This is a genomic window from Thioclava indica (assembly GCF_000714545.1).
In the GTDB taxonomy this organism is placed as follows: domain Bacteria; phylum Pseudomonadota; class Alphaproteobacteria; order Rhodobacterales; family Rhodobacteraceae; genus Thioclava; species Thioclava indica.
This window is the reverse complement of the sequence record NZ_AUNB01000049.1, coordinates 1-14160: the sequence shown is the minus strand read 5'-3', so window position 1 is coordinate 14160 and position 14160 is coordinate 1. Positions and strand designations below refer to the sequence as shown.

Genomic DNA, 14160 nt, shown 5'->3' with positions numbered 1-14160 from the left:
CCTCGGTGGGCGCGGTTGCGCGGCGTTATGACATGCGGGCCAATCATTTTTCCACTGCCCGGCAGGGGCTTGCGCAGCAAGGTCCCGAGAGGGGGAATGGCGGCGCATGGCGCGCGAGGGCAAACTGGTTCTGCCCGCTGTGACCGCGGAGCCAAGCTTTGCGGCGCTGGTTGTGCGCGAAGATGTTGAGGCGACGTCCGACCCTGAGCCGCCTTCGCCGTTGGACCTGATCTGCGGTGCCGTCACTGTGCGACTGGATGCAGGCACATCAGCAGTGCGCATTCCTGCGCAGTTCCGTGTGAATGCCACCCGCCGCCCAAAGTATGCATGTCGGTCCTGCACCAATGGGGTTGTTCAGGCACCCGCACCCGCCCGGCTTATGCGTTTCGCCCGGATGCGGTCGCAGGTCGCGATGATGGAAGACCTCGCCCGCGGGCGCATCAATGTGCAAGGCTTTGCCGCCTGGGTGCAATCGGGCCTGTCGCCGATCTGAAACCGCAGTCTTAATGGGGACCAAATCTCGCATATCGGGCGCATCATCTGTAGGCGCGATTACGCCCGAAAGCCGTCCAAGCACAAGCGCCTAGCCTTCCGTCCCTTCAAGCCATTGTGCCAAAGCACGCCTGATCATTTCCGGGCGGGATGGCAAATCGTCTTCCAGCTTTCTCCGTTCGTCGAGCGCCTGTATCATTTCCCTAGAAAGCCGGAGGTTTACCGGCTCTGTATCGACCCTCGGTCGCCCTTTTTTCGATTTTTTTTCCATGACACCGAAACTCCACTTGATTTATTTGTTTAATAGTGTCATTTTATGCGAGCGAAGGCAAGAGCGGCAACTCTCACCCTCGCTCTAACCATAGCCGATCTCGCAGAAGGAGACCCACCATGGCTAAATCGACCCCTATCACGCGCCTTTGCGCAAATGAAGATCCCCTCCGCTATACCCCGTCGACAATCTCGCGCCTGTTTTCGCGCTACCTCGCCCATTTGGGCGATGTGATCGAGCGCGAGCGCGATATTGCCGAGGTCGACATTTGGGATCCGGCGTTTCGCGGCTGGCTCACGGCCGCTGAACGGGCGCGCGACAACATGGCTGATATCGAGCAGAAGATCCTGAACGCGACAGCCATGCGCCCAGCTGACAAGCCGCTCAAACTGGCCGCCTATCTGATGCGCCTCACCCGGCTTTGCGAGACGCCGCAGGAATTGACGCGCTATCGCAAGATTGCGCGCGATCGCGGGCGGGAACTGCTGCTGAGCGGGGACAGCGCGACCGAGCGGCGGGTGAATGCGATGCTCTCCACGGCGCTGGTGCGCTTTGAGGCTTTCGTCACCCTCGATATGGGCCTGCATATGGGCGACGACTTCCCCACCGTCTGACAGATCGCCCGTCTCAAAACGCGACATCACTCTGGCCGCAAACGCGACCAGGATCAGGCAGCACGCCTTTTTCTTTTAAATTACAGCCCCGGGCGCGCCATGCGCCCGTCTCTTCCCGCATATTTCATGGAGGGCCCAGCATGACCCAAGATCGCACATTCATTCTCACGATCCGGGGCGAAGACCTCGCCATCCAGCCCGGCCAGATCCACCAGCGCTGGCGCGATGCCGCCGAAGCCAAGGGCTATCGCGTGGTGGCGCGTATCAAGGACAAGAACAATCTTGCCCTTGAATGCACAACCTGTGGCGGGCTGCATGTCTGCCGCTATTTCGTGCTGCAGACCTTTCAGCCCGACTGCCCGAACTGCATCGAGGCGCGCTGGCGTGTCACCGCCGAGCTCGCAGGGCTCAAAATGTTGCACCGCGATCTCCGGCACAGGCATTACGCCGTTTACGAGGCGCCCTGCGGGCACCAGATCCGGCGTCAATTCACCTTCATCGAGCGCATGGCCCGGGGAGAAACCGATGCGCGCTGCGAGACCTGCCATCTTGAGCGTGAGCGCGACGAGGCCCGCGCGCAAGGGTGGAATCTGATCGGCCCCGATCCACAGGGCGATCGCAACTATCGCCTCTATCGCCACACGGATGGCTGCAATGCGCAGGCCCGGATCGCGCGGGCCAATATGCAAACCGGCCGCTTTACTTGTCCGGGATGTGGTGAGAGCTGGGCCACCGAGCCGAGCTATCTCTACGCGATGCGGTTTGAGTTGGAACCGGGCAAGTTTGCGATCAAGGTCGGCTTTTCGCGCAACCCGGACTCGCGGCTGCTCCATCAGCTACATCGCCAACCCGACCTACCCAGAATGCTGCTCAAGAAGGTGCCAATTCGCTCGGGGCGGCACGCGCAACGTCTGGAAAAGCGGCTGCATAAATGGCTCGTGCAACGCTTTCCCGACACGCTCATTCCGCCCGAAGAGTTCACGCATCTTCTCAAGGTCAAATCCGAGCTTTACCGGCCCGGCGTTGAAACGGCGGTGCTGAGCAAGCTGGCGCGGATCGCGCGCAAGGAAGCCCGCGCCGCAACCCGCAGCCGAACGCAAAGCCGCGCACGCTCCAAACGCCTGCGCCGCGCGCAGGGCTGAACAGCCCCCAAAGCTTGCCCTAAACGATCTGCATTTCCCGTTCCGTCGGGGAATGCCCCCTTCCCTCACAGACTGGATCCTTCCGATGACTCTTTCCACACTTTCCCCGAGCTGGGGCCCGCTTGCCACCCGTGCCATCATCCGCCTTCAGGCCCACCGCGCCGCGATGGGCAACGCGCCAAACGGGCGCAACACGAATGCCGACGGGTTTGAGGACTTCGCTCTTGATGCCGATGACGACTTTGAAGAACAGGACCGCCGCATCGATGCCGAACTTGACGCGCGCGCCGAGGCCGAGGCGGACGCCGCCGAGCAGATGCGCGCCGCCCTGCCCGGCCACATCATTGCGGCGCGCGACATCGCGCTGACGCTGCGTCTGGTCGCCACCTTCGAGGGCACCACGCAGATCACCGCGCTGACCCGCCCCGGCGCACTGACCCTGCTTCAGAGTCCGCCCGGCGAGGCCGAGGCCATTGAGGGCTTAATCAGAATCGCCTTCCTTCCCAATGACGTTACTTGCCTTGGGCGCAATACAGCGCCGGCTCAGGGCGGCACAAATCTTCGGATCGTCACGCTCGGCGTGGGCAAATCTGATCTGGCAGGTGATCTGGACGAGCTGCTGACACAGCCCGAACCGATCTTGCTGCTCGCGCCGCGCAACCAACCGCTCCCGCCCGATCTGGGCACGTGCCTGCCCGCCCCGCTCATCCTCGCACCGTTTGATCGCGCGATGGCGATGGCGCAAATTCTCATGACCTATCGCGACACCCCGCCCCCCGAGGCGCTGGCCGAACGTCTGCCCCCGGACACCGCCCTCGCCGAACTCTCCGATATCGCCTGGGCTTTTGCGCTGCGCGCCCCTTCCGTCGATGAAGCCCTCGCCCGCCTCATCCCCGCAACCGCCATGCCGGAGCAAGGCCCGACGCTCGCCACGATCCGGGGCGATGGGGCGGCGCTGTCTGCGGCGCGCGGGATGGTTGATGATTTGGGGATGTGGAAGGAGGGCACGCTGCCTTGGGCTGATCTCACCCGCTCGATGCTGCTCTATGGCCCGCCCGGCACCGGAAAAACCTGGCTCGCGCGCGCGATGGGCGGTAGTGCGGGTGTCGCGTTCATTCAGACCTCGCTGGCGGAATGGCAGGCTGCCGGGCATCTGGGCAATATGCTGGCAGAGATGCGCGCGCGCTTTTCTGAGGCCCGAGCGGCCGCCCCCGCGATCCTGTTCATCGACGAAATCGATGCCGCCGGCTCGCGCCTCAACCAAGATAGCAACGGTGCCACTTACCACCGCAATGTCATCAATGCGTTGCTCGAAGAGATCGACAAGATCGCGCGCTGCGCAGGTGTGCTGCTCATCGCGGCCACCAATGATCGCGACGCCATCGACCCGGCGATCCTGCGCCCCGGGCGCTTTGATCTGCACCTTGAGGTGCCGCTGCCCGATGCCGAGGCGCTCGCCGGGATCTTGCGCGCCCATTGCCCCCTGCCCGAGGATCAACTGCGCCCGCTGGCCCGGCAGGCGGTGGGATTGAGTGCGGCCGATCTTGACGCAGCGATCCGGGCCTCACGGTCCATCGCGCGCGCCGAGCGGCGGGTTTGGCTGCCTAGCGATCTCACCACCCATCTTGGCATCTCCATTAAGACGCCCGAGGCCGACTGGCGCGTCGCAGTCCATGAATGCGGCCACGCGATCGTGTATCACGCCCTTGGTTTGGGCACGATCACGCGCCTGCTGCTGCGCCGCGATAGTGGCGGTGAGGCGCACATTGGGGCGCGGCGCGCGCTCGCCACACTGGCCGATATTGACGATGAGCTCGCGTTCCAACTCGCGGGACGCGCCGCTGAAACGCTTGTGCTCGGCGAAGCCTCAGGCGGCGCGGGTGGCGATACGATGTCAGACCTTGCGCGCGCCACAACCCGCGCAGTTTGGGTGGAGACGCGCTACGGCTTGGGCCATCATGAGCTGATCTGGCTGGACGAGCCCGAGCATGTCTCGCTGCGAAACCCGCATGTCTATGGCCGCGTGCGCACGCGTCTCGCGAAGGCGCAGAAGCGGGCGATGGCGATCCTTGAGGCACACCGCGCGGTGCTGGATGCAATGGCACGCGACTTGCGCGCACAGCGGGAATTGGCGTGGGATATTTTGGCCAAACGGCTCGAGGGGGTCAGTCGTCAAGCGGAGACGAAGGATCACCCCGCTCCAGTGACGCTCGGCCGCTCTCACGCAGATGATCTGTTCCCACGGAATGGCACAACATAACCCGGACAGAGCGTGAGCGAAATCGCGCGCTTCTACTTAGGCATGCCGAGCTTGGGTGTCGCTGATTGACGCCAAGCGAGGATAGTTCTGCCCAAACTACGCCAAAACTGCGCATTCTTGGCCAGAACAGCACCCCGCCACCGCAGAAAACTGTGGATTACGGGCATGTTAAGCGTGAGAAGCGCGCGTCAATGCTCTATTTTAAACCCATCAAAAGCAACGATCTTCGCCGATCCGCGCGGCACAATTTTCGAGCGTCGAGGGCCCCTCGCGCGTCACTAGGAGCACCGTTTTGGGACAGCCAAAGCCACAGCACAAGCAAGGAGATACGCCGCGAGCGCGTGGCTCTGCACGTGTGCCTACGGCGCATTTGGCACGGCTTGAGGCGGCGCGAAACAAGGTGGCGCAACTGGTGATCGACAACCCGCGCTATGGTCCGATCTTTCAGCGCCTCGAGCGCGAGATCGAGCTGGAGCACGCAAAGCTGTCGGATGATCTGCTGGTTCGCGCGCGCGCCGTGGTTGCTCAGAACGCGATGGGCGAGAGAAGTTCGGCCACCATCTCCAACCTCCCGCCCTCACCGTAGCGCTCGCGGCCCAAAGCGTGGCCCAAGATGTCGCGCCGGATACGCTCGTCGATCTTTGCGCCCAGCATCCGGTCTTCAAAACTGTGTCGCAGCCCGTAAAGCGAATGCTCAGGTGTCTCGAGCAATCCGTTTTCGCGCAGGAATTTGTTCACCGTCGCACTTAACGAAGCCGAATTGCCCTGATAGCGATCAAAGCCGCCCGGAAACGCCCGCAACGCGTCAAGCGACACCCCGAGCAGCGGGATCTTGCGTTCGGCATTTTGCGATTTGAGATGGCGCCCAAGCGGTTGCAGACGCAGATGGGGCACCGGATCGTCGAGGCAGATTTCCTCGGGGCGCAACGCCGCCAATTCGCTCGGGCGCATGCCGGTGTTCACCATGCCAAGCAGGATCGCTTGGGCTTGCGGGTTGAGCCCCCTCAAAGCGTTGGGCGCAAGCAGCTTCGTTCGGATCCAATTGTCAGAAAACGGCGGGCGTTTGCCCTTTCTACCCTCTTTCAAACTCAGGTCGCTGAGCGGCAGAACAAGGTGCAAACGCTTCTTTTTGTTGACGGTTTTAAGCACATCTCCAAGATGCACGAGGTCTTTATTGGCGGAGTTCGGCGTCAGATCTTCGGTCTCGATCCGCTCGAGCCACCAATCGCGAAAATCAAGCATGTCATCACCGCTGATCTCGGCCAGAGGCTTGTCACCGATCACCGCGATCAGATTCGCAATGGCCTTTTTGCGAGGGTTTTCCCAGCGCCGGATCTGATCGGGGCTTTTGCCTAAAATGCGATCTTTCGCATAGCCCCAGTAAAGATCAAGCGCGCGGCTGATCGTGATCGAAGGCATCGGTGCGCCGCCCAGAAGCGCCTCAGCCTCTTGCACATCGGGTTGGCCGCTACGGGTCGGCACAGCCTCGACCCGGTCCAAGATATCTTCGATCGGGCGGTTGGCCAGTTGCGCCGCATCAAGATAGCGCACGCCGCGCGCCTTGGCCAAACGCTGCGCTGCGTCGAACCGGCGCTCGGCCTCCTCGGTGTCGCCAGCCAGCTTGGCTTCCCAAGCCTCAATTTGATGCTGCCAGATCTGATCTGCCTTTTGCCGCGCGATAACTTCGGAATCGGTGTGCAAGCTGCAAACAATCTCGAAGCGGTGCTCGACGCTTTGATAATCCACCGGAACCCGCTTGCGCAGATGCCACGTCTTGCCCCGCTTCGTGATACCCATCGCGATTCCCCATCTGAGCCTGTGGTGCAAAATGTGTATCAAAATGTGGGGCAAAAATGAAGAGAAAAAGACAACAAACCCGCACGACGCAAGCTAAACGCTTGAATTTAAACGGATTATGATTGATCATGAATAAGATGGGTGGCGGAGACGAAGGGATTCGAACCCTCGAGACCCTTCCGGGCCTACTCCCTTAGCAGGGGAGCGCCTTCGACCACTCGGCCACATCTCCGCTGACCCGTATATTGACCACGCCAAAGGGAAACAAGCGCTTTTTCGCGCTTTTTTTGTGCGGCTTTGAAATCGACATTGGTGCCCCTGCGAGTTGGCCCGCAGAGGCGAGAAAATGCGCTACAGGCTGACGGCCGCGCTTTCGACCACGGCCTCCATCGCGACATAGCTTGAGGTTGCATGCACATGGGGCAGCGCGGAAATCTGATCGCCCATGACCCGACGATATTCCGCGATATTGCGCGTGCGCACCTTGAGGAGATAGTCAAAACCCCCTGCAATCATGTAACATTCCTCAATCTCGGGCACGGCGCGCACGGCGGTATTAAATCGGGTAAGCGCCGCCTCGCGGGTGTCGGACAGCCGCACCTCGACATAGGTCACATGGCTCAGCCCCAGCTTGATCGGCGAGAGCATCGCGCGATAACCTGCGATCAACCCGCCTTCCTCTAGCGCCTTGATCCGCGCCGCGACCGGGGTTTTCGACAACCCGACCCTTCGCGCCAGATCGGTTACCGAAATGCGCGCATTTTGTTGCAATTCATGTATGATTTTGCGGTCGATTGCGTCGACTTGCATCGGTTTGTCCATAGCGGCCCCTATCTAAGGTCTAATTCACTATGATATTGGCCGGTTTTGGTGCCACGCGCTAGATTAATCACGGTATCTGGGTAAAAACATCAGGGAGACTGCGACATGACTGACCAATTCTCTGTTTTCACCACTCATAATAAATATGCAGATGAGCCTGCGTTGATTGACGCCCTGCGTGCTCAAGCGGATCTGTCGGACGCGACCCGCGCGGCGATCACGGCGCGCGCGGCCGAACTCGTGCGGCGCATCCGCACCGAGGCACAGCCCACTTTGATGGAGCATTTTCTTGCCGAATACGGCCTGTCCACTGGCGAGGGCGTGGCGCTGATGTGTCTGGCCGAAGCGATGTTGCGCGTGCCCGATGCCGACACGGTGGATGCGCTGATCGAGGATAAGATCGCGCCCTCGGATTGGGGCAAGCACTTGGGCACGGCGTCGTCGTCGCTGGTCAATGCCTCGACCTGGGCGTTGATGCTGACGGGGCGCGTGCTGGACGATGAAAAGCCGGGTGTTGCGGGTGTGTTGCGCGGCGCGATCAAACGCTTGGGTGAGCCGGTGATCCGCGCCGCCGTGACGCGCGCGATGAAGGAGATGGGGCGTCAGTTCGTGCTGGGCGAGACCATCGAAAAGGCGCTTGAGCGCGCGAAAACCCGCGAATCCCAAGGCTTTACCTATAGCTATGACATGCTGGGCGAGGCGGCGATGACCGCAGGCGACGCGGCACGCTACATGCGCGCCTATTCCAACGCGATTGCGGGGATTGCGAAAGCTTGCACCAAGGGCTCGGTGCAGGACAATCCGGGCATCTCGATCAAGCTTTCCGCGCTGCATCCTCGCTATGAGGTCGCGCAATCAGACCGCATCATGACCGAGCTTGTACCGATGGTGCGCGATCTGGCGCGTCAGGCAAAAGCCGCCGGAATGGGGCTGAATATCGACGCCGAGGAGCAAGACCGGCTGGTGCTGTCGCTGCGCGTAATCGAGGCGGTACTGTCCGACCCCGAACTGGCGGGCTGGGACGGGTTTGGCGTGGTCGTGCAGGCCTATGGCAAGCGCGCGGGGCTGGCGATTGACTGGCTGCATGCGCTGGCGACCCGGCTGGATCGCCGCATCATGGTGCGGCTGGTGAAAGGCGCGTATTGGGACACCGAGATGAAACACGCGCAGGTCGAGGGTCTGCCCGGTTTTGCGCTGTTTACGTCGAAATCGGCCACCGATGTCAGCTATATCGCGAATGCCAAAAAGCTGCTGGGCTATAGCGACCGGATCTATCCGCAATTTGCCACACATAACGCCCATACGGTCGCGGCGATCCTTGAGATGGCCGATGGTGAAGCGTTCGAATTCCAGCGCCTTCATGGCATGGGCGAGCGGCTGCATGACATCGTAATCAAGCAAACCAAGGGTCGCTGCCGCATTTATGCGCCGGTGGGCGCGCATCGCGATTTGCTGGCCTATCTGGTGCGGCGTTTGCTGGAAAACGGGGCTAACAGCTCGTTTGTGCACCAGATCGTCGATGAAGACGTCGCCCCCGAAGAGATCGCGCGCGATCCCTTTGCCGAGGCCCATACCGCGCCTGCGGGCCTGCTTGCGCCAAGCGATCTGTTCGGGGCGCGCGGCAATTCCAAGGGCTTTGATTTGACCGATGCCGAGACGCTGGCGCAGATCGAAGCTGCGCGCGATGTCGCCATTCCCGATGCCGCGCCGCTGACCGTGACCCCTGCAACGGGCGAAACGGTTGCGGTGCGCAATCCGGTGAATGGCGAGACCGTCGGCCATGTCACGCAGGCCGATGCGGCGAGCGTCAGCGCGGCGATTGAACAGGCCCGCCCGTGGGATGCGCCCCCGTCCGAGCGCGCTGCGATCCTGCGTCGCGCCGCCGATCTTTACGAAGAGAATTTCGGCGTGATCTTTGCCACGCTTGCGCGCGAGGCTGGAAAATCTCTGCCCGACGCGGTGGGCGAGCTGCGCGAAGCGGTTGATTTTCTGCACTATTATGCCGCTCAAGGCGAGGCCCTAACGGCTGCCCCGCGTGGCATCATCACCGCAATCAGCCCGTGGAACTTCCCGCTCGCGATCTTTAGCGGGCAGATCGCGGCTGCGCTGATGGCGGGCAATGCGGTACTGGCCAAACCGGCCGAGCAGACCTCGCTGATCGCCGCCATCGGCGTGCGCTTGTTGCATCAGGCGGGCGTGCCGGCCTCGGCGTTGCAACTGCTGCCCGGCGATGGGGGCACGGTCGGCGCGGCGCTGACCAGCGATGCGCGCATCAACGGCGTGGTCTTCACTGGCTCAACCGAGACCGCCAAGCTGATCCAACGCGCGATGGCCGATCATCTTGATCCCGGCGCGCCACTGATTGCGGAAACCGGCGGGCTGAACGCGATGATCGTGGATTCGACCGCCCTGCCCGAGCAAGCCGTGCGTGACATCGTGGCCTCAGCCTTTCAATCGGCGGGTCAGCGTTGCTCGGCCTTGCGTTGCCTTTACGTGCAAGAAGACGTCGCCCCGCATCTGATCGAGATGATCAAGGGCGCGATGGACGAGCTGCGCGTCGGTGATCCGTGGCAGTTATCGACCGATGTTGGCCCGGTGATCGACGACGAGGCGCAATCGGGCATTGCGGAGTATCTCAAGACAAACGCGAACCGTCTGATCCATCAGGTCAACGTCCCCGCAAGCGGCCATTTCATCGCGCCCAGCCTGCTGCGCGTTGATGGCATCGCCGATCTGGAGCGCGAGATCTTTGGCCCCGTGCTGCATGTCGCCACCTTCCGCGGCGCCGATCTGGATCGGGTGATTGCGGCGATCAACGCCAAGGGTTACGGGCTGACCTTTGGTCTACACACCCGCATCGACACGCGCGTGCAAGAGGTGAGCGACGCGATCAAGGTGGGCAATGCTTACGTCAACCGCAACCAGATTGGCGCGGTTGTGGGCAGTCAACCCTTTGGTGGAGAAGGGCTTTCCGGAACCGGGCCAAAGGCGGGCGGGCCGAACTATGTGCCGCGCTTTTGTCTGGATGCGCAGGTCACAACACCGGAGCGAGAGCAAATCCTGCCCGGCCCGACCGGCGAGTTGAACCGGCTCAGCCTTGATCCGCGCGAGCCGGTCTTGTGCCTTGGACCGGATGTGGAGGCGCAGGCGCAGGCCGTTGAGGCGCTTGGCGGGCGGGCGCTGCGCGATGCAAACGCCACCCCCGAGACGCTGGAAACGATCAACGGGATTTCCGGCGTGATGTGGTGGGGAGATGCCACCACGGGGCGCGCCCTCGCGCAAGCCTTGGCCCGCCGCCCCGGCCCGATTGTGTCACTGATCACCGGTCAGCCCGATATCGGCCATCTCTATCACGAACGTCACCTGTGCATCGACACCACCGCTGCGGGCGGCAACGCCGCCCTCCTCGCGGGCTAAAGCGCACATAAAAAAGCGCCGGGCAAGTCCCCTGCCCGGCGCTAGATCTGTTTTATTCATCCCGCTCGCGCGCTTATCCCAAAGCGTCGTTACAACGCTTGCAGGTACCGGGATGTTTATGGCTGCCCACATCGGGCAGGATCTTCCAGCACCGCTGACATTTCGATCCCATCGCGCGCTCGAACACCACGGCGACACCGGGTTGTTCGGGCAGACGGAAAGCCTCGCTTGGCGCGGCGTCAGTGGTGACCGAGATCGACGAAACGATGCACTGATCGGCGAAAGCCACCGAGCGCAGCGCATCGGCCAGTTCGCTATCTTCGACATGCACGACCGGCGCAGCCTCTAGCGAGGAGCCGATCTCCTTAGCCGAGCGATGCACCTCCAACGAGGCCGTCACGACGCGACGGGCGCGCCGGATGCCCTCCCATTTCTCGGCCAGCACCGCGTTGCTCCAATCGTCGGGCACCTCGGGCATGTCTTGCAAATGGACCGACGACCCCTCGCCGGGAAAACGCGACAGCCACACATCTTCCATCGTGAACACGAGGATCGGCGCGAACCACGTGGTCAGGCAGTTGAACAGATGATCCAGCACGGTACGCGCGGCGCGCCGACGTGTAGCATTGGCCGGGTCGCAATAAAGCGCATCCTTGCGGATATCGAAATAAAACGCCGACATTTCCACCGTGCAGAAAGTGAAGAGCGTCTGGAATACGCCTTGGAAATCAAAGCTTTCATAACCTTTGCGCACCTCCACATCGAGTTCAGAGAGGCGATGCAGAACCCAACGCTCCAACTCGGGCATATCGCGCGGGATTACCCGCTCCTCTTCGGTGTATCCCTCAAGATTGCCCAGCATGAAGCGCAGCGTGTTGCGCAGGCGACGATAGCTATCGGCCACCCCTTTCAGGATTTCCGGCCCGATGCGCTGATCGGCGGTGTAATCGGTTTGCGCTACCCAAAGACGCAGGATATCGGCGCCGTATTGCTTGATGATTTCCTCGGGCACGATGGTGTTGCCGATGGATTTGGACATTTTCATGCCCTTCTCATCGAGCGTAAACCCGTGCGTCACCACGTTGCGATAGGGCGCGCGGCCCAATGTGGCACAGCCTTGCAACAGCGAGGAATGGAACCAACCGCGGTGTTGGTCGGTGCCCTCCATATAGACATCGGCAATGCCGTCCGCCGTGCCATCGGCGCGGTCGCGTAGCACAAACGCATGCGTCGAGCCGCTGTCAAACCACACGTCGAGCACGTCAAACACCTGCGTGTAAGCCGCCGGATCGACCAACCCGTCGAGCACCTTTTCCTTGAACCCGTCTTCATACCAAACGTCTGCGCCACTGGTCTCAAACGCCGCCGCGATACGAGCGTTAACCTCGGCATTGCGCAACAGAAAATCGGGATCGGTCGGCTTGGCGCCGGTCTTGACGAAACAGGTCAGCGGCACGCCCCAGGCGCGTTGGCGCGAAAGCACCCAATCGGGGCGCGTCTCGATCATCGAATGCAGGCGGTTGCGGCCCTTTTCGGGGGTGAATTTCACCAGCTTCTCGATGGATTGCAACGCACGTTTGCGGATCGTGTCGCCATAGGTGCCCATGCCGTCGTCGAGCTTATGATCAATCGCAGCGAACCATTGCGGCGTGTTGCGATAGATCACCGGCGCTTTGGAGCGCCAGCTATGCGGATAGCTGTGCTTGATCTTACCCTTGGCCAGCAGCGCGCCCGCCCAAGCCAGTTGCTTGATATTGCTGACGTTTGCCGGGCCATCCTTGCCGTCTTGGGCAATGATCGCCTCGCCGCCAAACAGCGGAAGATCCTTGCGATAGGTTCCGTCCGGCTCGACATTATAGGTCATCGGCAGGTTAAACTTGAGACCCATCTGATAGTCGTCATCGCCGTGGCTGGGCGCGGTATGCACAAAACCCGTCCCCGCCTCATCGGTGACGTGATCGCCGGGCAGCATCGGGATGTCATAATCCCATTCGCCCTGCGCGCCCTCGACGCCGGCATAGGGGTGGGACAGCGTCAGCCCCTCAAGTTCCTGCGCGCTCACATCGCGAACGCGCGTAAAGCTCTCGACCTTGGCCTGATCCATCACCGATTGCGCCAGCGCATCGGCGAGAAGCAACAGTTCGCCCTCGGTTGCAGTCGACTTCTCGTCCAGCGCGTCGACACGATAAAGGCCGTACGCGATGCCCGGGTTGAACGAAACGGCGCGGTTTTGCGGGATCGTCCAAGGCGTGGTGGTCCAGATAACGACGCTTGCCTGATGCAACTGATCCGCTAGCAGCGCCTGATCGGCATCGTCATATTCGACCGGCTCGTCTGTCGGCATCGTCGCATTACCGCCACGACGCACCTGAAAGCGCACCCAGATCGTGTGGCTAGTGTGATCGTGATACTCGACTTCAGCCTCGGCAAGCGCGGTTTTCTCGACCGGCGACCACATCACGGGTTTGGACCCCTGATAAAGCGTGCCATTCATCAGGAATTTCATGAATTCCTCGGCGATCACCGCCTCGGCGTGGAAATTCATCGTCAGATAGGGATCGTCCCAATTGCCATAGACGCCCAGACGCTTGAATTCCTCGCGCTGGATATCGACCCAGCCTTCCGCAAATTTGCGGCATTCCTGACGGAAATCGATGATATTTACCGCGTCCTTGTCCAGACCTTTGGCGCGATATTGCTCTTCGATCTTCCACTCGATCGGCAGACCGTGGCAATCCCAACCCGGCACATAGCGCGCATCCTTGCCCATCATCTGATGGCTGCGCGTGATGATATCCTTGATCGTTTTGTTCAGCGCGTGGCCGATATGCAGATGCCCGTTGGCATAGGGAGGGCCGTCATGCAGCGTGAACGGCGCGCGCGACCCGTCTGCATTCTTCTCGCGCAGCCGGTCATAGATGCCGATCTTTGCCCAATGGGCCAGCCAGTCAGGCTCACGTGCGGGCAGCCCCGCCCGCATCGGGAAATCGGTCTGGGGCAGGAAAACGCTATTGCGATAATCAGGGGCGCTTTTGTCGGTCGTCTTGTCGGAACACATAGAATTTCGTCCTTGGGAGGGGATCGGCGCAGATTTTTCGCGCCTGTGGCATGGCTCAAATATCCCGGCGACCCTGATGCGTCAGAGTGCCGGGCCAATAATTCGCGATATATGGGCCTGCCAAAACATAGCGATCTTATAGGCGCGCGCCGCCAAGGCAGCAAGCGCCGATGACGCGCCGGATGCGCGGCGGAGTGTCCGCAATAAGATCAGATCCGCGCGATTGAGCGGCTGCGGTTTTTGGTTTTTGCCCTGGGAGGTTTCTTCTGCGGCTATTGATGCAAAAA

Annotated in this window: 10 protein-coding genes, 1 tRNA gene and 1 pseudogene; 6 read left to right on the top strand and 6 right to left on the bottom strand. The window is 61.5% G+C overall.

The window, feature by feature from the left end; translation table 11 throughout:
• Nucleotides 1-241: 241 nt before the first annotated feature.
• A pseudogene (locus DT23_RS20275) lies at nucleotides 242-382 on the top strand (IS66 family transposase zinc-finger binding domain-containing protein); the annotation flags it as partial.
• Between the two features lie 201 nt (nucleotides 383-583).
• On the opposite strand, the gene DT23_RS20200 reads toward DT23_RS20275, so the two are convergent.
• Nucleotides 584-763, bottom strand: a complete 180-nt coding sequence (locus DT23_RS20200) for a ribbon-helix-helix domain-containing protein (RefSeq protein WP_081847184.1) — start codon at nucleotides 761-763, stop codon at nucleotides 584-586.
• Between the two features lie 119 nt (nucleotides 764-882).
• Here DT23_RS20200 and DT23_RS13725 point away from each other — a divergent pair, with 119 nt between their 5' ends.
• The 4 genes from DT23_RS13725 to DT23_RS13710 all read left to right on the top strand — a co-directional run bounded on the left by DT23_RS13725 (nucleotide 883) and on the right by DT23_RS13710 (nucleotide 5365).
• The gene (locus DT23_RS13725) at nucleotides 883-1377 is read left to right on the top strand and encodes a hypothetical protein (RefSeq protein WP_038132120.1); all 495 of its coding nucleotides are present in this window, start codon (nucleotides 883-885) and stop codon (nucleotides 1375-1377) included.
• A gap of 140 nt (nucleotides 1378-1517) precedes the next feature.
• Nucleotides 1518-2519: a GIY-YIG nuclease family protein gene (locus tag DT23_RS13720; RefSeq protein ID WP_205618243.1), complete on the top strand. Its 1002-nt coding sequence runs from the start codon at nucleotides 1518-1520 to the stop codon at nucleotides 2517-2519.
• 85 nt (nucleotides 2520-2604) lie between these two features.
• Complete coding sequence (locus DT23_RS13715) at nucleotides 2605-4779, top strand: AAA family ATPase (protein WP_051697299.1); 2175 nt, start codon at nucleotides 2605-2607, stop codon at nucleotides 4777-4779.
• 292 nt (nucleotides 4780-5071) lie between these two features.
• Complete coding sequence (locus tag DT23_RS13710) at nucleotides 5072-5365, top strand: hypothetical protein (protein ID WP_156023960.1); 294 nt, start codon at nucleotides 5072-5074, stop codon at nucleotides 5363-5365.
• Here the strand turns inward: DT23_RS13710 and DT23_RS13705 are convergent.
• The 3 genes from DT23_RS13705 to DT23_RS13695 form a co-directional block, all read right to left on the bottom strand.
• Nucleotides 5305-6576, bottom strand: coding sequence for a DUF6538 domain-containing protein (locus tag DT23_RS13705; RefSeq protein WP_038132116.1), 1272 nt, complete (start codon nucleotides 6574-6576; stop codon nucleotides 5305-5307). The genes DT23_RS13710 and DT23_RS13705 overlap by 61 nt on opposite strands.
• Nucleotides 6577-6718: 142 nt before the next feature.
• Nucleotides 6719-6808, bottom strand: a tRNA-Ser gene (locus DT23_RS13700).
• 119 nt (nucleotides 6809-6927) lie between these two features.
• A complete protein-coding gene (locus tag DT23_RS13695) occupies nucleotides 6928-7398 on the bottom strand; it encodes an Lrp/AsnC family transcriptional regulator (protein WP_038132114.1) in 471 nt (156 codons plus the stop codon).
• Nucleotides 7399-7503: 105 nt separating this feature from the next.
• On the opposite strand from DT23_RS13695, the gene putA reads away from it, so the two are divergent.
• A complete protein-coding gene (gene putA, locus DT23_RS13690; RefSeq protein WP_038132112.1) occupies nucleotides 7504-10815 on the top strand; it encodes a bifunctional proline dehydrogenase/L-glutamate gamma-semialdehyde dehydrogenase PutA in 3312 nt (1103 codons plus the stop codon).
• A gap of 73 nt (nucleotides 10816-10888) precedes the next feature.
• On the opposite strand, the gene ileS is transcribed toward putA, so the two are convergent.
• The gene (ileS, locus tag DT23_RS13685; RefSeq protein ID WP_038132111.1) at nucleotides 10889-13873 is read right to left on the bottom strand and encodes an isoleucine--tRNA ligase; all 2985 of its coding nucleotides are present in this window, start codon (nucleotides 13871-13873) and stop codon (nucleotides 10889-10891) included.
• 81 nt (nucleotides 13874-13954) lie between these two features.
• On the bottom strand, nucleotides 13955-14160 hold a 206-nt coding region (locus DT23_RS19890), incomplete at its 5' end, for a hypothetical protein (RefSeq protein WP_038132108.1).

Excerpts from the sequence above, each read along its gene's own strand:
- putA (WP_038132112.1), top strand. The coding sequence starts at position 7,504 with ATGACTGACCAATTCTCTGTTTTCACCACTCATAATAAATATGCAGAT.
- DT23_RS13715 (WP_051697299.1), top strand. The coding sequence starts at position 2,605 with ATGACTCTTTCCACACTTTCCCCGAGCTGGGGCCCGCTTGCCACCCGT.
- ileS (WP_038132111.1), bottom strand. The coding sequence starts at position 13,873 with ATGTGTTCCGACAAGACGACCGACAAAAGCGCCCCTGATTATCGCAAT.
- DT23_RS13695 (WP_038132114.1), bottom strand. The coding sequence starts at position 7,398 with ATGGACAAACCGATGCAAGTCGACGCAATCGACCGCAAAATCATACAT.
- DT23_RS20200 (WP_081847184.1), bottom strand. The coding sequence starts at position 763 with ATGGAAAAAAAATCGAAAAAAGGGCGACCGAGGGTCGATACAGAGCCG.
- DT23_RS13705 (WP_038132116.1), bottom strand. The coding sequence starts at position 6,576 with ATGGGTATCACGAAGCGGGGCAAGACGTGGCATCTGCGCAAGCGGGTT.
- DT23_RS13720 (WP_205618243.1), top strand. The coding sequence starts at position 1,518 with ATGACCCAAGATCGCACATTCATTCTCACGATCCGGGGCGAAGACCTC.
- DT23_RS13725 (WP_038132120.1), top strand. The coding sequence starts at position 883 with ATGGCTAAATCGACCCCTATCACGCGCCTTTGCGCAAATGAAGATCCC.